Source organism: Bacteroides sp., assembly GCF_019417265.1.
Lineage (GTDB): Bacteria > Bacteroidota > Bacteroidia > Bacteroidales > Bacteroidaceae > Phocaeicola.
On record NZ_DXVR01000024.1, the window covers coordinates 12,617 to 33,544 of the forward strand.

Annotated in this window: 10 protein-coding genes; 1 reads left to right on the forward strand and 9 read right to left on the reverse strand. The window is 38.2% G+C overall.

Annotation, left to right across the window (positions count from 1 at the left end; genetic code table 11):
* Positions 1-2: 2 nt before the first annotated feature.
* From hepC (QZ379_RS04945) to QZ379_RS04980, 8 genes are all read right to left on the reverse strand, one after another.
* A complete protein-coding gene (gene hepC / locus QZ379_RS04945) occupies positions 3-2,009 on the reverse strand; it encodes a heparin-sulfate lyase HepC (protein ID WP_291558910.1) in 2,007 nt (668 codons plus the stop codon).
* Between the two features lie 2 nt (positions 2,010-2,011).
* Complete coding sequence (locus QZ379_RS04950) at positions 2,012-3,292, reverse strand: DUF4995 domain-containing protein (protein WP_291558912.1); 1,281 nt, start codon at positions 3,290-3,292, stop codon at positions 2,012-2,014.
* A 209-nt stretch (positions 3,293-3,501) separates the two neighbouring features.
* Complete coding sequence (locus QZ379_RS04955) at positions 3,502-5,235, reverse strand: RagB/SusD family nutrient uptake outer membrane protein (RefSeq protein WP_291558915.1); 1,734 nt, start codon at positions 5,233-5,235, stop codon at positions 3,502-3,504.
* Positions 5,236-5,309: 74 nt separating this feature from the next.
* Positions 5,310-8,453 carry a TonB-dependent receptor gene (locus QZ379_RS04960; RefSeq protein WP_291558917.1) on the reverse strand — a complete coding sequence of 1,048 codons (3,144 nt, stop codon included), beginning with the start codon at positions 8,451-8,453 and terminating at the stop codon, positions 5,310-5,312.
* Between the two features lie 60 nt (positions 8,454-8,513).
* Complete coding sequence (locus QZ379_RS04965) at positions 8,514-10,871, reverse strand: surface glycan-binding family protein (RefSeq protein ID WP_291558919.1); 2,358 nt, start codon at positions 10,869-10,871, stop codon at positions 8,514-8,516.
* 23 nt (positions 10,872-10,894) lie between these two features.
* Positions 10,895-13,162, reverse strand: coding sequence for a heparinase II/III family protein (locus QZ379_RS04970; protein WP_291558921.1), 2,268 nt, complete (start codon positions 13,160-13,162; stop codon positions 10,895-10,897).
* Positions 13,163-13,401: 239 nt separating this feature from the next.
* The gene (gene hepC, locus QZ379_RS04975; RefSeq protein ID WP_291558924.1) at positions 13,402-15,480 is read right to left on the reverse strand and encodes a heparin-sulfate lyase HepC; all 2,079 of its coding nucleotides are present in this window, start codon (positions 15,478-15,480) and stop codon (positions 13,402-13,404) included.
* 280 nt (positions 15,481-15,760) lie between these two features.
* Positions 15,761-17,317, reverse strand: coding sequence for an ATP-binding protein (locus QZ379_RS04980; RefSeq protein WP_291558926.1), 1,557 nt, complete (start codon positions 17,315-17,317; stop codon positions 15,761-15,763).
* A 550-nt stretch (positions 17,318-17,867) separates the two neighbouring features.
* Between QZ379_RS04980 and QZ379_RS04985 the strand changes: the two genes are divergently transcribed.
* Positions 17,868-19,829 carry a sulfatase gene (locus QZ379_RS04985; RefSeq protein WP_291558928.1) on the forward strand — a complete coding sequence of 654 codons (1,962 nt, stop codon included), beginning with the start codon at positions 17,868-17,870 and terminating at the stop codon, positions 19,827-19,829.
* A gap of 326 nt (positions 19,830-20,155) precedes the next feature.
* On the opposite strand, the gene QZ379_RS04990 is transcribed toward QZ379_RS04985, so the two are convergent.
* A complete protein-coding gene (locus tag QZ379_RS04990) occupies positions 20,156-20,728 on the reverse strand; it encodes a porin family protein (protein WP_291558930.1) in 573 nt (190 codons plus the stop codon).
* Positions 20,729-20,928: the final 200 nt, after the last annotated feature.

The window sequence follows — 20,928 nt, forward strand, 5'->3', positions numbered from 1 at the left end:
TATTACAATCCGTATTTCAACACCTGTTTCTTACCGTCAACCTTAACTTCCACCTCAAGTCCTTTCTCATCATATTTCTTTGATTTGAACTTGGCAGAAATCTTCGGCGCATCAGCACTGTCCTTAAGCGGGCAGATAACAGTGATATACCTTACCGGATCGTTAGTCTCCTTCTTTACATTGAATGAAACATTCATTCTTTTCTGTTTCTTCCTGTATTCAGTAGATAACCATCCTTCTTCTTTCTTCATTGTCATGCCGTCAGGACCGAAGCACTGGAGTTTCATATTGCTGCCCGGTTCAAAAGCTGTCACGAAAGTCATATCCTCACGACTGTTGTTTACCTTTCCACGAGGCATCTGATAATTCAGATTGACAGAACCTTTTGCATCTCCCACTGCTTCATCTACAATAACGAAATACTTGCCATCAACAAAAAATACAGAACGACGGTGTTTCAGTTTCTTGTAACTCTGATTTTCTGTAACCAACATCAGTACATTACCTTCAGGCTGCCAAAGCAGTGTCTTTGAATCAGTAGTTTCCAAATCCTTGCCACCAAGAGTCAATGTATTATGCACACGAGTCTGACGGAACCAGTTACGCCATTCCATAACCTCTCCATTTCCCGCATATACATATGAACCTGAATCAGCAAACAGTTTCTTGCCATTAAACCAAAGTTCGAAAGTTCCGTTATCAGGCTGGCAATGCCAGAATGCCTTAGGACCTGCCTTTACCACCATCTGCGTAGCATCCATACCCCATGAGTTACGGAACACGAAGAAGCCTGACTCCTTGAAAGCGATAGAAAGATTTTCAGGCAGTTTACCTTCCTTACCCAGTGTAGCCATATATCTGATAGCCTCGTTTTCAGGGAAAGTCTTAAGCCAACGCTTATAGTTCTTGACCATTTCTTTCTTGCTTGTCAGCTTAGCATCGCTGAAACAAGGATTTGTATAATCAGGGAAAGAAATATTCATATAGAACATTATCATACTTTCCACTGTATCGATATAAGACTGTGGGAACTCTTTCTTGTAACCGTTCATATCAGCCAGTTCCAATGCCTTCCAGAAAATATTGATAGCAGCCAGATGATAGTGAGGGTCAAGTTCAAATTGCCCTCCATCCTTATAAACCTGTACGCCAATTTCTCTGTTCAGAATGTCTATACCGCTACGTCTCCACTCGGCAGCCTCTTTAAATTCAGGGAAGAAAGAACCTGCACACAGCATACGCTGAGCCTCAAACAACAGGTGATTACCCTGATCAGAGTAGTTTGCCATAATATGCAAAGCGTGCTTATGATAGTTCAGGAGGAACTCGGTTAAGAACTCCGGAGTGAACGAAGGTGACGGCAAGAACAATACAAACTGTGATGTCTGGTCCTGCAAACGGTTACTAACCTCCAGAGGACGCCATGCGAACCGCATATTCTCATAATCACCCTTCAGTTTTCCATCGTTTACCAGTTCATATTCTTTTTTGTCTATTTTCAACAATGGATTTTTCTTTATCCAGTCCATATACTGGAAAACCCACTCTTTCGCATATTTCTCGTCACCACTCAATCTATAGGCCTTACCCATCGGAGTAAACCATTTGTGACGATGCAACTGCCAACGCAATTCATTATCTTTTACAGGCCAATACTGCCAGTCGATATCCTGACCGTAGTTGAAAGAAGGCTGATAACCCTTATGCGAGAAGAAAGTATGCTCCAAAGCCTCATCTGCCCACTTCTGTTCATCCTTACTTATCGTAATCTTATCAACATTTATTTCAGGTGCTTTGACATTCTTACGTGCCCTATAATATTCCAGCAACGCGCTTGCCGCATCGGCATCCTTTCCCTGAGAATGCAATTCCTTTACTTTTTCCAATCCCGGATAATCGAGATTAAGAAAATCAAACACTTCTGTTTTTAACTCCTGCGCAGCAGCCGTACATACGGAACAAGCCAACGCTACCGAAACAGCCAGATTTTTAAAAGCAAATATTTTCATGGTTATAAATTCTTATATTCAATACCTTTAAGTTTCATATATCTCTGCAAAGTCTCAAGATAATAATAGTCCGCATAGTTAAGAGGAACATCTATTTCCGAACCGTTAGGAAGAGAACCTGTAGAATGCATCAATATAAATCCCTGATTTTCTCCTTCCTTTGCAAGATATGCATCAGATGACAAACTCTTAAGTATTTTCTCTGCATAATCAAAATATTTCTGTCCGTCATCCACCATAGTGCTCATTTCAATCAGTGCAGAAGCAGTAACAGCGGCAGCAGAAGCATCACGAGGAGTTTCCTCTGTAACAGGAGCATCGTAATCCCAATAAGGAATAGCATCGTCTGTTTTCACTCTGTCCATTATCATATCTGCCACATTAACAGCAAAGTCCAAATACTTCTTGTCACCTGTTTCGCGATAGCATGATGTATATCCGTAAACAGCCCAAGCCTGACCGCGAGCCCATGATGAATCATCATTCTTTCCCTGATGAGTCTGCTTATGTTCCACTGAACCATCATTATTATAGCTTACCACGTGCCAGCAAGTATAGTCCGGACGGAAATGATTAGCCATAGTCTTGTCGGCATGCTTCAATGCAATTTCCTTATACTTGGCATCACCAGTCATTTTGCTTACAGTGAACAGCAGGTCAAGATTCATCATATTATCTATGATAACAGGGAAATTCCAAGTACCGAAATCCCATGAGCGGATACATGAAGTACCTTCATCAAAACGTCCAATAAGATTATCAGCAGTTTCAACCATAACAGCATCGATAGTATCAGAATATGCCAGACGACGTGCATTGCCATAACTGCAATTAATCATAAATCCCAAGTCGTGTGTACCTTTATAATAACGTACCGGGTTTAACAGATTAGTATATTTTGCAGCCTCTGTTTCTAACTCCTTATTACCGGTAAGTTCATAAGCATACCATAATGAGCCGGGATAGAAACCGCTTGTCCAATCATAAACGCTACACAATCTGCGTTTGCCCTCCATCTCCGGAGTAGGCTTCTTACGCAATGAATCCACAAAAGTAGCAGTATCTCTCTCCAACTGTCTTACCAGAAAATCCATATCATAACCAACATGAATTGAACGAGGCGACTTGCCTGTACCGTCTATTTCATGTGCAGTCAGCAGAAGCTGTGAAGCCGATCTGTCCAACGATGTTTTAATCCAACTATAATCTTCTTTTTGTTGTGTATTGCCACACGACGCCATAACCAACGCAGCGATAGCAGCAATAAAGTAATTTCTCTTCATAGGTAAAATTTGGTTTATCATATTATATAAAAAGAATTATCACTTATCATTTCCGAAGCATTACAAAGATATTGTTTATACATAAAATGCAGTTACAATAATGTACATTATGCTATCGCCAAAGCATTTATAAGTGATAATTCTGTGTAAAAAAATATCATTATTGTACATTGGGGCTTAAACACCCCAATGTACCTGATATTTTCAACTTATTTCCAACCTGGATTTTGCTCAAATTTTGTACAAAGGTCCATTTCACGCTGTGGGATTGGCATGAGTTCATGCTGTCCTTTTCTGGTATACTCAGCAACTACATAATTAGCACTTGCCCCCCACCATTCATCCTGATCCTTACGTGTCTGCATAACTGTTTCGTAATATACACCCCAACGTACCAAATCAAGACGACGGTGTCCTTCAAAAGCAAGTTCATATTTACGTTCCTTACGAACAGCCTGACGAAATTCTTCAACACCCATACCAGTTTTAAGGTCATGCGAAGTATCAGCTACTCCATAAGCACGACGACGTATTTTATTCACTGCAGAATAAGCCTCATTAGTTGGACCGTTTTTCCATTCATTCAGTGCCTCAGCATATATAAGTAAGACATCTGCATAACGCAATACATACCAATTAACATTTGACTGGTCATTATTTAGCAAATATCCTGTTTCAACATATTTTTCTATATCCCATTTTGCAGGAGTATAGTTTTGTTTTTCTTTCTGGCGTTTTTCAGGATCTAAATCACTGGCTTCACTTTTTACCGGATCATAAACATTGTTAGTCTTTTCAGCTGCCCAAAATATCGGACCATCACCAAGACTATTATCATACCTGTAATTAGCAATTGACAAGTCACGTCTTTTATCTACCAATCCGTCAGAATTTGTTCCATTAGGAGCACCTACACCAACACCGTCTTCAGCTCTCCAGTCAAGCACAAAGGAATGTACAACTTTTTCATTTCCGGCACAACTACCCCTTTTACCTGCTATTGCAGTAGTTTTCACACCGTTCCATTTTCCTATACGTCCACTTGGATCACTTGAGTTCTTATAAGTAGGTGAGTAAAAACTTATCTCAATAAGACTTTCTGTCGGATTCCATGTTCCGTTACATGTATTAGCCAATAACTGTTCAAATTCAGGGAGCAAATCATGTTTTCCAGACATAATCAGATTTCCGGCTGTTTTTGCAGCCAATTCCCACTTGCTTGTATCTTTTACCGGCCATCCTGCCCATGTTGCATACACTTTTGCCAACAATCCCATAACTGCACCTTTTGAGAGTCGGAAGCTGTTATCTTTGCGATAAGAATCTTCTGTAGCCCAAGGAAGATTCTCCATAGCATACTTCAAATCGGCTTCAATATACTCATAAACCTTAGCAGGGTCTTCTTGTGTAGCCTCTCTTGGGTCCATATAAGACATTGCTGTAGTAGTAATAAGAGGAATATTACCGAAACGACGAACAAGTTCAAAATAGAACAATCCTCTTAAGGCTCTTGCTTCAGCCATATAAACAGTTATCAATTGTTTATCCTTTTCATTAAATGAATCATACACTGCAGATATTCTTTCAAGAAAATCATTGGCACGATAAATACCTATGTAAAGATACTGCCAAGCCTGCTGTACTTCCGACTGTGTTGTCGGGTAGGCATTTGCAGGTAGCATACGCCAGTTATTAGTAGTATTTCCTTCAGCCTGTTCGCAGTCTGTTCCCATACTGAAATAGAAAGACAGATAATAACCATACATAGCATCAGCCGTAGTTGTTTGATAAATACCAAATAAAACAGTTTCCGCCTGCTCAGTGGTAGTAAGGAAACCCTCCTTTTCTATATCTACCTTGTTCTCTTCTGCCAGAAAATCTGAACATCCAGTTACAACGTGAGCAACTGCGAACAGTAACATATATAATATTCCTTTTTTCATATTATTATGAGTTTGTAAGTTTATAAGTTATATAAGTTTTCGGACAAGTCAATATAACATTGTCACTTAGGATATTAGAACTGTATATCAAGACCAACAGTATATATACGACTCTTAGGATAAGCCCCCCAGTCTAATCCCGGTGTCATAGGACTATTCTTAGAATTTACTTCAGGATCGTAACCACTATAATTGTCAAAACATAACAAGTTCTGTCCACTTGCATAAACCCTTAGTTTAGAAACATGGAATTTCTTCGTCCATTTCTGTGGAACTGTATATCCCAATGTAACATTTTTCAGACGAAGGAAAGAACCATCTTCAACAAATCGTGAATAAACATCATTAACTATATAACCATCATATTTAGGGACTTTGTTTGAAGCATTCGTAGGACTCCATCTTTCTGCTACTTCACCAAGGAAGTTCTTACGTTCACTACGTGACTGTGTTGCAAATAAACGTGTTGCATTGTAAACATCGTTGCCATAGTTAAATTGGAACATAAAACTGAAATCAACACCATAAAAATTAAAACTGTTTGTGATACCACCATACCACTTCGGCAGTGCATGTCCTATCACCGTACGGTCATTTGTTGTTATGATTCCGTCACCATCCTGATCTTTATACTTCACGTCTCCAGGTTCCAATGCACCATTATCCTGACGAACGTTGTTTGTTATGCCTTCTTTCAGAATATACTGACCTGTCGGAGTAACATAGAAATCCGAAGCCTGATATATTCCATCGAATTCATAGCCATAAATCAAACCGAGCGATTCGCCAACCTTTGCAATATAATCATACTGAGTAAAGTTACTGTCAAAACCAGAACGTGCATACATTGCATCTACTCCACTTGCCAATGATTTCAATTCATTTCGTATGAATGAAATGTTGAAGTTTGTATCCCATGTAAAGTTCTTCTTCTGTATGTTTGTACTTGTAAGGCTGAGTTCTATACCTCTGTTCTGTATCTTACCGATATTTTGCATCTGTGAGTCAAACCCTGTGAAGTGCGCAAGAGACTGCGACAAAAGCAGGTCTTTAGTATTCTTTATAAAGAAGTCGGCAGTAACGTTCAATCTGTTTTCAAAAAATCCCAAATCTATACCTAAATTCACTGTAGAAGAAGCCTCCCATTTCAAGTTAGAGTTCTGGAGCTGTTTCGGAGTCAATGTAGTAACCTGTGAATTGCCGATACCATACTTTCCGTTTGTATAAAGATCCATTGACAAATAGTTAGATATACGGTCATTACCAACAAGTCCCCAACCAAAACGCACTTTAGCATTAGAAATCCACTCAATATCTTTCATAAAATCCTCTTCGCTTAATCTCCATGCAGTAGAGAAAGAAGGGAAGTATCCCCACTTATTTTTTGGCGAGAATACTGTTGAGCCATCGGCACGTATTGTCGCTGTAAGCAAATAACGGTCACCATAATTATATGTAGTCTGTGCAAAGAATGAAAGCAGACTGTTATTATAATAATTTGAAGAAACCTCACTTGGTGTAGCTCCCATTCCTAAATTATTATTTTCATTATTATATATAGGGAAGTCCATAGCCAAACCTTTCAACCATTCCTGACTCTTTGAAGACACTTCGTGTCCTAACATAACTGTATAGCTATGTTTCTTAATTTTCTGCCTCCATGTAAGAGTATTACTGTTCACCCAACGCATATCACGTATCATCTGACTATATCCATAAGGTTTCTGTCCGTTACGGTATGCCTCCTTCGAACCATCTTTATAGAATACGTCATTACGTGTATTTGTTGTGTTATAAGTTCCGGCAGTCTTGAATGTCAATCCCTTTATTATTTCCCAACTCAAAGAAGCATTTGCAGACCACATTTCAGCTCTTTTCTTATTTGTCACGCTCTGTGTCTGCATAACCGGATTCACCTGTGCAAGGCTTTCACCGGTTTCCAATATTTCAGGGTCAATAGCAGTTGTAAGAAGTTCCTCATCCGTCATTCTTAAACCAGCAGTTGGACGTGCACTGATTATCTGTGCCAACATATTGAAACGTCCGTTATCAGCTGATGTTCCCTGTCCACGTCTGTTTGTTTGTGCATAATTAATTGTAGCATTGAATGAAACATTTTTTGCTACTTTTTGATCAAAACGGAACTTCATTGTTGTACGGTCAAAACCACTATTATTGAAGATACCCTCTTCATCGTAACGCGAGAATGTTCCGGCATATTTACTCTTGTCATTACCACCAGTTATAGTAATGTTATGATCTTGCGACCAAGTAGGGTTAAACGTTTCATCCTGCCAATCTACACCACCAACTCCTATATAATCATCAAGTGACTGATAACGATATGGCACTCCGTTATCATCATTGCCGGCTTTATAATATGTGTTGGCAAATTCAGGTTTCAATTCCACCTGCAACTTAACAAATTCATACGGGCTCAACACCGGCAACTTCTTCGAAATATTACGATGACTGGCTGAGCCATTATAATTGATTACAGGTTTGCTTTCCTTTCCCTGACGAGTTGTAATCAATACAACACCATTCGCTGCACGTGAACCGTAAATTGCAGACGAAGAAGCATCCTTCAATATCTGCATTGATTCTATATCAGCTTCAGAAAGATATGATATATCATCCACCTGGAAACCATCAACAATATAGAGAGGAGAGTTATCACCTGTAAGTGTACCTACACCACGGATGTTGATACTGAAGCCTGACCCTGGAGCACCATCTGCCTGTACAACCTGAACACCGGCTACTTGTCCTCCCAATGCACCTGCAATTGAGCTACTCTTGAAACCTTTTAAATCTTCGGCCGCTACTGAAGCAATTGAACCGGTAAGGTCTGTCTTTTTCATTGAGCTATAACCTACTACTACAACTTCGTCTATAACCTTTGCATCTGGTTCAAGTTTTACTGTAACATTATTCTGTCCCTGATATGTCAGTTTACGATCTTTGTAACCAACATATGAAAACTTAATAACAGCGCCCTTTTTAACTTTTATAGTAAAATTACCATCAATATCGGTAATAGTACCGCCTGATGTTCCTTCTACTGCGACAGTAGCACCTATAAGAGGCATATCGGCCTCATCAACCACCGTACCGTTCAATGTTTTTTGTGCATATAGGCTTACTGATAATATCAGTGCAAGAAGCGTTATAAAACTTCTATGACCTATACTTTTTGATATATTTATTAGATACATAGTCTATTTATTAATTTTTTTCTTTATTTTTTTTGAATGGTATTTAAACACCATTTTAAATCAGTTATTCTCATTTACATAGTCTTTATCAAACCATATAGCTAGGTAGAAATCCGAGTTTGTTTTTCCAGGAGGATTTGTTCCATCAACACTGAATTTGAATTTACCAGTGAGAACTCCGTCTGCCCATCCATCGTAATACCACTTCTTTGGATTTACAACAACTGAGAACCTATTATCAACTTTTGCATTATTTATGTATGCCAAATAGTCTGAAGGATTAGTTTTCACCTTGTTTCCATCCCAATATGAAACAGGAAGATTAGTTCCATAATTACCAGAAGCCCCATTTTCATTCCATAGATTTTTTAAGAATTTACATCCTGGGGTTTGATCAACACGACCTTCGTCAAACGGTATCCCTTCAGAATCACATCCTTCAAGATTGAAATAATTAATTGTATTGTAATAATCGATATATACCTTTGACAAGTCAATGTTATTACCAGTTATTACAGGAGGCAATGAAGTTCCACCATTGTTTGGATTAACACGTAATACGAACGGAGTATATTCTATGGTAACACCCGCAACAGGCTTTGAATAGTTAATAAATACAGGGAATGTACGATCAAAAGCATCATTACCTTCTCCCACAGTAGCTGTAATGAATAAAACAGCCATAGAATATTTATTGAAATTATCTTGTGTTACATCAGCTGCAGTAATTTCACCTGTATTTGTATCAATAACAATATTTGCAGAATGATGCTTACCTGCCAATTTCCACGTCATCTTACACCCTTCTTGTATGTCTGTTTTTGGATTTAGACTAACAACCCTTACCTCATCCAATTTAGTAAATCTAAACTGATTATCATAGATGCTACCAGGTGTTTGGTCATCCACTAGATTGTTACCGTAACTAATATATGTAAAATAATTAGGATTTTCTACAACGTTTATCGCCAATTTACCTTGAGCCTCACTCTTGAAATTTTTTGCCTTTACAGTTACTTCAAATGTACCTTGTGGGAGCGTGTTGTATTTAGCTACGCTTACCTCCCCAGTGGTATTGTTTATTGAGAAATATTCTGCATATTCTTCAGGCATATCAACAAATGAGTATTCCACATTAGTAGCTGCATCCAAACCACCACCTTGAGGTTTGCTTGATATATAACTCATTCCTTGCTTCATATTACCCATTGTGTATGTAAAATCCACAAGAGGATCAACCCATTCAACTACATTTACAGTCAAAGCATTATCATCTGTACTTGTGCAATCACCTTCCGGATTAGTGACTTTCACATATACTTTATATACATCTCCTTTAGTAAAAGTATGAGTATTAGGAACTGAAACAACTCCTATAGCTTCATCAATAGAGAAAAACGCTTTTTCTTCATCAGATGCATCAATCAAAGTTCCTCCTGAACTTTGTACTTTCTTTATTGCAGTAATTTCATAAACAGCATTAATAGGAGAACCTTCTATCAAAGGTTTTGAACTTATAAACCCACCTCTTGGTTTAGTTTCATCACCTTCTTTTCCTGTTTCAATAGCACCTAACTCGTATGAAATAGAAGTTGGAGCACCTGACAGATTTATTCTCATAGCATCAACGAACAAGCCTTCTTCCTCACTAAGATTAGAAGAAGCCATCGTTGTAAGTTTCAAATCAATTCTATACAAACCTGCCTTAACATCTTTATACTCTTCCTCACTATTCTTTTTAATAGAAATAATTCCATGATCAGAAATAGTAAACAGTTCTATCTTATTATTATTGATCATTGTTTCTGAACCGTCAGATTCTAATCTTACAACGTTAGAAATCTTGTATCCTGTAATAGTAATATGTTCTGCTGAATTTTCAGTAGTAACTTTTGCTGTAGGGAATACAGTTTCACTATCCTTATTTTTTACATCAGCCAATTTTACTTCAATAAAGTTAGGTTTCACTATTATACCTTCAGGAACAGCCTTAAGGAAGTTTACTTCCACTGCATTATTGAAAGTGTACATTGTTCCGGCTGCATAACATGATACAGAGATAAAATACTTACCCGTCTTCATATCCCTTGTACTGTTGATAGATATTTCACCATTCTCTGTATTAATTGCAAAGCAATCACCTGTATATGATTCTGTTGCTTCCTCACCTTTTTCGTTCTTATAAAAATAAGTAATACCTGTGATTTTAAAATCGTAAGGTGCAGTACCTTTATAAGTAGGTTTAGCAATAACTCCTGTCATAGAAGGAGCAATATCAGTCATGCTCGTGTAATACAACGCAAAACTTGTGTTGTCAGTAGTGAAATCATCTTTACATGACGAAATCCCTAATACTATAGCTAACATAGCTATAATACAACCGACTGCTTTACTGTAGAATTTGTCTTTCACTCTCATTGTATATAGAATTAGTTAATAAATTATTGTAATGTATATTTTAATTCATAATCCTGACCGTCAACCCTTACTTTTACGGCTGCACCATTAGGATTAAATGTACCAGCAGCTTCTCCATTTTCATGGATAAATTCTGCAGATATATTTTTTCCGTCACCGGCAGCACCATCTGATGGGTAAAGGACTGTAATAAGCCTAGCAGCATTACCCGCAGGAATTGATAAATTAATCATAACCCAGTCTCTTACATTTCCTACTGTAGCACCCTGTTTACTGGAAACAGCTATATCATCTGCCTTCTTTTTAGGTGTCATCTCAAAACTACCTTTCGTATCGGCAAAACTTTTAATTAAAAGATTACTTCCACTTAAATTTGTTTTTGCCAAAGCATAATCTTTATTTTCTGAAGTTTTAGGATCATTTTCTACAGTTGCCTGAACTTTTCCATTATCCTCAGATAACAAATGGAAATTAAAGTTTATCTTATGGTTATCATTAGGACTTGTAGAATAAACTTCATCTAACAATACAAAGAACTTATCATCCACAAAAAATATTGAGCGACGATGTCTAATATCACCTTCTGGTTTATTTCCATCCTTATCACCTTTAAATATCACACCTGCCTCATATGGAGAATTTTCTGTTACTATAACTTCATACTTATCCGTAGATTCTTTATATATAAATTTACCTAACTGACGATTCTCATATATATCTTTTGTAAAAATAGACATTGTATTATGAAGAGTAGATCTCCTATACTTTGGACGCATACCTGTAGGATCCGGATCATTATAAGAATATGATCCTGCATCAGGCAAAAAGTTCACACCATTATACCATAAACTAAAAGTACCGTTATCAGGCTGACAATGCCATTTCTGTGAACTATTTTCATTATTCTTATGAATCATCATAATACCCTTCTTTTGACTAGTATCCCAGTTCTTGCTACGGAACATATAATATCCTGCATCAGTGTATGCTTTACTTTTCCAAGAAGGTTTAGTACCTCCTTTTTTACCGTCCCATGCTAACCAAAGCAATTCCTGATCATCAGGGAATACTTCCAGGTAATCTCTAAAACGATTCTGTAATACACTATTTTTAGGATCAACATCACTTCTATTATATGTAGAAGAATGGGTATCATTAAAGTTATCAACAGTATAATCAGGGTAAATCATATCTGCCACAAAATGCGCTGCATTTCTAAGTTGCTCCAAATAACCTGTAGGAATAATATCAAGTCTGTTATTTGCTTTCGCAAGTTTATAAACTTCCAAATAGTCAGTAATGGCACTGATGTGATATCCAAAGTCTAAATCAACATGCACACCGTCCTTACGGAACTGGATACTTGTATCCATAGCATTAATTCCTTCTTTTATCCATTCTTCTGCATTCTTAAATTCAGGGAAAAGAATACCTGCAGAAGCAACAGCCTGTCCTTGCGAAACCCTGATATTACCATCCTTAATATAATTCATTCTAATCATCTCCACTGATTCGGCAAATGCATTCATCACTACAGACAACCATTCAGGGGTAAAATTCGGAGATATCAAATAATATTGTATTATATTCATTTGCGACAATACCCTCTCAGTAGGTTGTAAGGCTTTCCACTCATAGCCTTCTTCCAAATCTTTTATATTCGGATCTACAAAAGCCTTGTTAGGACAAGGATACTTCGACATCCAACTGGAATACACGTCAACCCAGTTATTAAAATAGGCTTCATTCTTAGTTGCTGCGTATGCCTTAGCCTGTGGTTCCATCCACTGATGACGATGTTGTTGGTAATAAAATTCACGGTCAACACTCGAATTATCAGGTTTCCATCCCCAATTTATAGTACCATCATCTTTCTTGAAATTATAATATACATCATCATCCTTTGCAGAGGTATTCTCCTTCTCTACATAATTAGCAACACAAAAACGATATTCCAAAGCTTGATTAGCCTTATTAAGATCAACTGTACTAGCTGTAACAAATGTATTAATAAAAGGATTCACCACATTACTCCTCCACCTGTAATACTCCAACAACTCTTTAGCCGCCAGATAATGTTCGCCTGCCTCATAGTGCTGTTTTACCTTTTCAAGTCCGGGATAATCCAGATTAAGTTTCGAGAAGACATCGCCTTTAATCACTTCATTTGGTTTTGTTTCTACAGGCAATGTAGGTTCCTTGATTCCATCAGGCACAAATACGCCGGAATCGTCAGTACATGAATTGAGCATCATCGCTCCGCCAAGTAAACAGAAAAATAGCTTTTTCATAATACTTAAAAATTAAGATTTATAATTGAACAATTTATTTTCTCTTTCGCAAAGTTCTAAAATTTAATGCACTATATTAGTGCAGCTTGTGCCAGTTAATTACAAGTCTGTCCAATACATTTCAATATTGTACAAAATCATTATATTTTTGTGTAATGACTCATTCCGGGCATACAAATAGTCATAAAATCAAGTTTGTTTCAGCAGATGAGAGAAGCTGTAAGTTTCCCTTTGTCAATTTAATCTGTTACTCCTGTTATATCACATTCCAAACTTTTCTTCACACTTCCGACACTTATCTCGACACCTATTTTTCCTTTGGAATATCCACCATCCGTAAATCTTGCATCTATTTCAGGATACTCATTTACAGAAGTTACCGGATATATCACAGTGATGTATCTCACCGGAGTGGCATCCGTTTTCTTCACATCGTAAGATACGGATGTACGACGCGTCTTTTCATTATATTTCACGGACTGCCATCCCTCCTTCTCATTCATAGTGATTGCATGGTCCGAAAAGCATTGTAACTTTACATTGCTATTACCTTTATAGTTTGTATATATTGCATTTTCTCCTTTAACAAGCCTGACATCCGATGGTGTCTCACACATATGATAGTTAAGGTTAATCGTACCCTTCGCATTTCCTATGGCCTCGTCAACGAGTACAAAATATTTCTTATCAACGAAGAACACTGTACGTCTGTGTTTGAGATTTGAGTAATGCCGGTTTTCAGTTGTCATCACCTGAATGTCACCTTCCGGCTTCCACAACAACAGTTTAGAATCTGTAGTCTCTATATTCTTACCGTCCATAGTCAATGTGTTATGCACCTGTGTCTGTCTGAACCATTCTCTTTTTGCATTCACCGTTGCATCTCCGGCATATATATAGCAACCGCTATCGGTAAAAAGTCTTTTTCCGTTAAACCATAATTCAAAAGTGCCGTTATCAGGCTGACAATGGAAAAATGCGGGAGGACCGGCTTTCAAGACCATAACCACATCATTCTGTCGCCACCCGCTACGGAAAGTCATAAATCCTGAAGTTTTTGAGGCATGCGATTCATATGGAAGCAGTCCGCCTTCCCTACCTTCCGTGGCATAATACTTTATCCACTGACAATCAGGAAAAATATCAAGCCATTCCCTATAATTGCGTTTTATGACTGAAGCAGAGCCTGACTTTGTATCGCCAAAACACGGGTGCATCATATCCGGGAAACAGATATTGGTATAAAATTCTATCATACTCCTGATAGCAGACAGATATTCTGAAGGAAACACGTCATTCGCATTATTTACAGATGTCATTCTCAATGCTCTGCAAAAGGTGTTTATCGCTCCAAGATGGTAACCCGGATCCAATTCGAACTGCCCTCCGTCATCATATACCTGTTTCTTTATCTCCCTGTTCAATATCTCCACTCCACTGTCGGACCATGCTTCAGCCCTCTTGAATTCAGGAAAGAACACTCCGGCATACACCATTCTTTGGGCTTCAAAAAGAAGATGGTTACCCTTTTCAGAATAATCATATATAATCCGTTCGCAATGACGGGAATAATTCCACAGAAATGTCATAAGGAAATCCGGAGTAAAATTCGGTGATGAATTAAAAAGGAGGAATTGCAATATCTGGTCTTGAATACGATGGCTGGTTTCCAACTGACGCCATGCAAAGCGATAGTTTTCACGTTCAGCGGCAGTTCCGTTTTTCTGGCTCATCGGGTTTTTCTTAATCCAGTCAAGGTATTGCGAAATCCATTCTCGGGCATACTTTTCATCCTTAGTCTGATAATACACTTTTCCCATAGGTACAAACCAGTAATGGCGGTGAAGCTGATAACGCAGTTCATTGTCTTTCACCGGCCAGTAAGTCCAGTCTATATCATCGCCATAAAAATATGGAGGATAGCCATCATGTGCCTGAAATATATGTCCGAGCGCATCATCTGCCTTTTTCCGGTCACCGGCAGTTACTTTCATATTTTCCAGGTCCAGTTCCGGCTGTTTTATTCCGGTTCTATTACGATAATATGAAAGAAGATTCCCGGCAGCAGTCTGATAATCACCCTGTTCAAAAGCAGCCTTTACATTTCCAAGCCCTGGATACTCCAGATTAAGGAGTGAGAGAACGTCCTTGTATTCAGCATTTTCATCATCCGTTCCATCACCAGGGGTATCATCTTCCCCTGACCCGTCCGGCGTTTCGGAAGGGGTATTATGTTCATTGTCACCGGGTATGACAGTTTCATTCTGACGGGAACATGCTATAATAAGGAATAATATAAGCAGATAGCTTTTTTTCATAATAAAGTCTGTTTTGTCACAAAGGTCGCTCATTTTACAATTAAACAATACCAGGATTGTTTTAGTTCATTATCAAAACAGACTTAATGTTTTAATTTTGTGCCAAATAGTTTTAATTTTGTGCAAACTTTACATTATACCATTTTTCCAGTAAGCAATTTATGTTCAAGATATTCATATACATAAGCCGTACTCTGAACATACAATCTAGTTGCATTCAAATGGAAGAGTATGTTCCACATTATAAAATCGATTCACGAAATCATATCGCAATCAGTTATTATTCTTCAATTATCCATTCTCCGAGTGTACGCTCATTACTGTCGAAACTGATACCCACTTTTACAACAGGCTTTTCTGAATATGTAAAGCGGTCGGAATATTCCATTTTGTCTATCTGACTGATGGCTGCATCGGCATCTTTGTCAAGTTTCAATTCAAAAAGCCATATTTTCTTCTCCCCATAAAGTACCATATCCACACGGCCTTTTGCCGTATGCGTTTCTACATCAAGGCGCGCGCCAAGAAGAGTGAATATAATATAAATAACCTGTTGCCAATGCCCTTCAGAATTAGCTCCATTCACGTACGGAACGGACTTCAGAAAGCGCTGAAGTTCCCTCAACGCTCCGTCAATATCCTCCTCCATCAGGTGGTCGGAAATCTCAAGGGCAATATCTGTGGTATTATTTGACTGATTAAGGTAGTTCGGCAGCAAAGCGTCCATCAAGCCGATACGGACTTCCTTGTTCGGAATATCAAGTATATATTTGTCATACATACGGTTTCCTCGCTTTATAGTAAGATACCCCGACTGATAAAGCAAAGGCAGATAGCTTGTGGCGGTTTCCAATGGCACATCGAACATTCTGAGCCCCACTTTCTTATTGCCTATCTCGGAAGGCTGTACATTATACCCGCGCAACACATTTATGAGATAGGTAGGTGTACCGCTTCCAAACCAATAGGCTCCATAAAATTTTTCGCGGAAAGAGTTCATCAGGCTGAAAGGATTGTATATGTCTTCGGACGGCCATGTAAAATGATAACCATCATAGTTCTGCTTTAATTTCTTCAGTACATTTTCGCTTGTATCACCGGTACATTCGGCAAAATTATCGACATGTTCTTTCATCGCAGTTTCGATTTCCGACTGAGTAATGCCACAAATGCCGGAAAACCGTACATCAAGACTTATGTTTGTAATATTATTGAGTTCACTGAAGATACTCAGCTGGGAAAACTTGGTTATTCCGGTGATATACACAAAGCGTAGATAAGGGTCACACGCTTTCAACGGGCTGTAGAAATTACGCATAATCTGACGCATCTTTTCAAGATTACTATCATCGTGAGCCACATCAAGCAAAGGAGCATCGTATTCGTCTATCAGGACTACTACTTGTTGTCCGGTTTGTTCGTAAGCAGTCCGTATCATCATCATAAGCCTTGTTGATATATTGTCTGAATACGGCAATGACAGACCCAGACATCTTTCATTCTCGTTTAATATATCATGGATAAAATGTTTAAACTCGCCTTCTGTCCGGTGTTTGGCTGTACTCAAATCAAAGTGCAGTACAGGATACTTTGTCCATTTTGTTTCCGTTTCATTTATAGCCAGTCCTTCAAACAAATCTTTATGTCCCTCGAAATATGATTTCAGGGTACTCGTAAACAGAGATTTGCCAAAACGTCGCGGACGCGACAGGAATACATACTTCAGTTCGTCCGACAACAGTCTGCTGATATACATTGTCTTGTCAATATAAAGATAATTCTTTGTTCTGATTTCTTCGAACGTCTGTATTCCTACCGGATATGCCTGCAATGCCATAATGATATGTTTTATAGATGTTTCATCTTATTTTTACAAAAATATCGAATTTCGCCTTAAATACCAAAAGAAGTCTACTGATTTATCCGAAATTGTACCACCGGCAACAAAAAAAACGACGAAGCGTTTCAACACGAACGACGAAGCGTTTTAGTTCAAACGACGAAGCGTTTATTTTCAAGGTTTTCACAACATCATTTTACATCTCCATAAGGCAATTTAAGGTTCAGGGTTCAGGTTCATTTCCCCTTATAATATTTCTACCGTAAGCAGTTTTTGGAGAAAAACATAACATTCTATTAATCAATATATTATAAAAACCGCCATAAAACTGAAATCTGCAATTTTCCGCCAAAAGGTTCACTTTTATGAAAAAGCTGAACCCTAAGTGAACCTTAAATCAAGACAGGAAAATTTTTAATATTGTTGAATAGAGTTTAAATATTGTCCATTGCACACATCAGGTTTAAATTTAAACAAATTCATATCAACTTAATAATGTTTTTATCTACTTTTGTTCAAAATGAATTAACCGCAAAATGATTTTATCATGGAAAAAGAATCTTTATTATTCTGTACCGCTCTTTTAAGTGGGCTGCCTTTTGCAGATAAAGTTTCTGCAAAAGAAGATACCCGCCCTAATATCTTATGGTTGACATTCGAGGATACCAGTGCCAGGGAATTTGGCTGTTATGGCAATAAGGATGTAAATACACCGAATGTGGACAAGTTGGCTTCCGAAGGGATTCAGTTTATGAATGCCTGGTCGGTAGGATCTCAAAGTTCACCGGCACGTTCATCACTTATCACTGGATGTTATGCTACAACCTATGGCATGGATTTTCATCCTGTTCCTTTTGACACTCCTGAGGACATATTCTTTCCTCAAAGACTGAGAGATGCCGGATATTATTGTACTAACAATAACAAGACGCATTATAACTCTACATCCGACAACAAGGCATGCTGGGACGAATGCGACAAGAAAGCATCATACAACAGCCCGAAAAGGAAACCGGGACAACCATTTTTTGCCGTCTTCAATACAGTGACCTCACATATGGGGCGCATAAGGACTTTCCATACAGACGGAAGGCGTGACTATACCAAGGAGGGGATTTATCCGCACGAGCTATCTCTTCCATCGTATGTGCCGGACCTGCCTGAAGTGCGTTCAGACTATGCCGGACATCTTGAGGCGGTGCAGGATGTAGACAAATGGGTTAAGATTTATCTTGATGATTTAAAAGAAAAAGGCCTCGACGACAATACTATCATATTCTTCTTCAGCGACCATGGAGGATGTATTCCCCGCGGTAAAGGATATCTTTATGAGAGTGGACTACAGGTTCCTCTTGTAGTGTATTTTCCGGAAAAGTATAAACATTTGGCCAATGGTATCATAGGAAAGACTAACCGTCCGGTGAATTTTACAGACCTCGGACCTACGGTATTGAGTCTGGCCGGTGTAAAACCGGATAAGAATATGCAGGGAGAAGCTGTCTTCGGCAAATATGCAGCAAAAGAAGAGAGAAAACTTAATTTTGCGTTTGCAACAAACCAATTGCACCATTTTATGCCTGTAAGAGCCGTATCCGACGGCAGATACAAGTATATACGCAGTTATATGCCTTATCGTCAGTTCGCATTAAGAAACTACTATCAATGGGGAATGCCTTCTAATAAAGCGTGGGATAGATTAGTACTTGGAGGACATAACACCAACGAAGCGTGGGCACAGACTTTCAGCGCACATCCGGCTGAGATGTTGTTCGACCTCTCAAATGACCCGGGAGAGATACATGATTTATCCACATTGCCACAATATCAGGACATACTGAAGGATATGCGTGAAGCACTCTCAGAGCATATCAGAAGCACCGTAGATCTTGGTTTCTTCCTGCCAACCACAAGAAGAGGAAATATTATTTATAATACAGTCAGAAATGAGAAATTCCCGATGAATGAGCTTTACAATCTTGTAGAGTTGGCCGGTACTGCAAAGGCTTCGGATGAAGCTATGTTCAGGAAAGCCATGACAAGCCGATATCCGGAAATGAAGTTCTGGGCTGCTGTAGGATATGCGCAGTTGGCACGCTTAGGATTTATATCCGAATGTCCGGAAGAGCTTAAATCACTTATAAATGATTCAGACCCTTATGTGACTTGCGAAGCTGCATATGCGATATCATACTTAGGATATCCGGAGGAAGGCATAAAGCGACTGCTGAATCCGGTCAATGAGGAAGACAGGAAAATAGGTTATTCCTCATTGGAATGTATTTCTCTGGACTCCTCAAAGCACAAATATATCCGTCTTTATTTAAACGAAATAAGAAAGGATGCTGAAACTCTTCCACGTATTCAGAATGAAGATGCCGGTTTGATGGCAAGGGGCATACTGGTAAATCTTGGAGAACTGGACATAGAACTTCTGCACGGAGAAGAGGCGTACAAGACAGGTTTGAAACTTAATTATGGACGTAGGCCGATGGTTCCGCTTCCATATTGATATTAAATTAAAAAGAAACAGATATGAATAAACTTATGTTATTGGCAGTTTCATTTATAAGCTGCACGTTATAATAAATAAGCCCAATAGTAGATGGAGAATAAATCTGCATGGGACTGAAAAAAGATTATACCATACAGTATGACTATGACTTGAAAAACCAACAGATTAAACTTAAAAACATAGATAAGTCAATAAAGGATGTAAATAAGAACTTCACATCAGACAAATTACACAAATATTTTAGTTACATATTAACACAACAATCCCCCGCATACTCATAAAAATGAACATACGGGGGATTGATATATCATAAAAGAATCAAATCAGAACATATAGGCTAATGATACCTGCCATGAGTTCTTTCTCACACCGGAACGAAGATTTTTAGATTCATCAACAATCATATCTCCGAGTTTGCTTGCACCAATGTTATAGTTTACTCCAACCTGTAAATGTCGAAGCAACTTCAGACCGGCACCTACATTTACACTTACAAAGTTTTTATTTGTTTCTTCCATCAGTTCCTTCCAGCCATCATTTAAACTAAATCCGAACTGAGGACCGGCAGCTATGAATACTCCAAAAGTACTTCCCAAACCTAAAGTCCATTTAAGATTTACAGGTATTTCTATAGATTTAAGTTTCTCTGAACTCTTATTGTTAACATCCATACCAGACTGGGAATAAAGAGCTGCTACATCAATACCAAGGCCTACAATAGGCAAAGTGACATCAAGCATAGGACCTACGAAGAAACCTGTAGTATTATCTCCAATATTATTATCCAACTTGGAAATATCCAAACCACCTTTCAAACCAAATTTTACCTGTGACTGCGCAGGAACAGCCAGCAACAGGCAGACCATAACCACAATAATTGAAACTAATTTTCTCATAATTGTTCTATTTTTAAAATTCACAAAAGCAAAAATAATTGATTTATATTGAATTGCAAGTTTTTTCTTAAGATTTTATGGTTTTATATGCAACCAGATATACTTGCTGAACGATGAATGAACGGCTGATGAACAATAAAAGAACTGTCTTACCCTGAAAAAAGTTGACTCATAAAACCAACATTATGAGTTCACAAATT

Bases quoted from the DNA above. Each gene is read 5' to 3' on its own strand.
- QZ379_RS04950 (WP_291558912.1), bottom strand. From the start codon at position 3,292: ATGAAGAGAAATTACTTTATTGCTGCTATCGCTGCGTTGGTTATGGCG.
- QZ379_RS04990 (WP_291558930.1), bottom strand. From the start codon at position 20,728: ATGAGAAAATTAGTTTCAATTATTGTGGTTATGGTCTGCCTGTTGCTG.
- QZ379_RS04955 (WP_291558915.1), bottom strand. From the start codon at position 5,235: ATGAAAAAAGGAATATTATATATGTTACTGTTCGCAGTTGCTCACGTT.
- hepC (WP_291558924.1), bottom strand. From the start codon at position 15,480: ATGAAAAAAAGCTATCTGCTTATATTATTCCTTATTATAGCATGTTCC.
- hepC (WP_291558910.1), bottom strand. From the start codon at position 2,009: ATGAAAATATTTGCTTTTAAAAATCTGGCTGTTTCGGTAGCGTTGGCT.
- QZ379_RS04980 (WP_291558926.1), bottom strand. From the start codon at position 17,317: ATGGCATTGCAGGCATATCCGGTAGGAATACAGACGTTCGAAGAAATC.
- QZ379_RS04960 (WP_291558917.1), bottom strand. From the start codon at position 8,453: ATGTATCTAATAAATATATCAAAAAGTATAGGTCATAGAAGTTTTATA.
- QZ379_RS04965 (WP_291558919.1), bottom strand. From the start codon at position 10,871: ATGAGAGTGAAAGACAAATTCTACAGTAAAGCAGTCGGTTGTATTATA.
- QZ379_RS04970 (WP_291558921.1), bottom strand. From the start codon at position 13,162: ATGAAAAAGCTATTTTTCTGTTTACTTGGCGGAGCGATGATGCTCAAT.
- QZ379_RS04985 (WP_291558928.1), top strand. From the start codon at position 17,868: ATGGAAAAAGAATCTTTATTATTCTGTACCGCTCTTTTAAGTGGGCTG.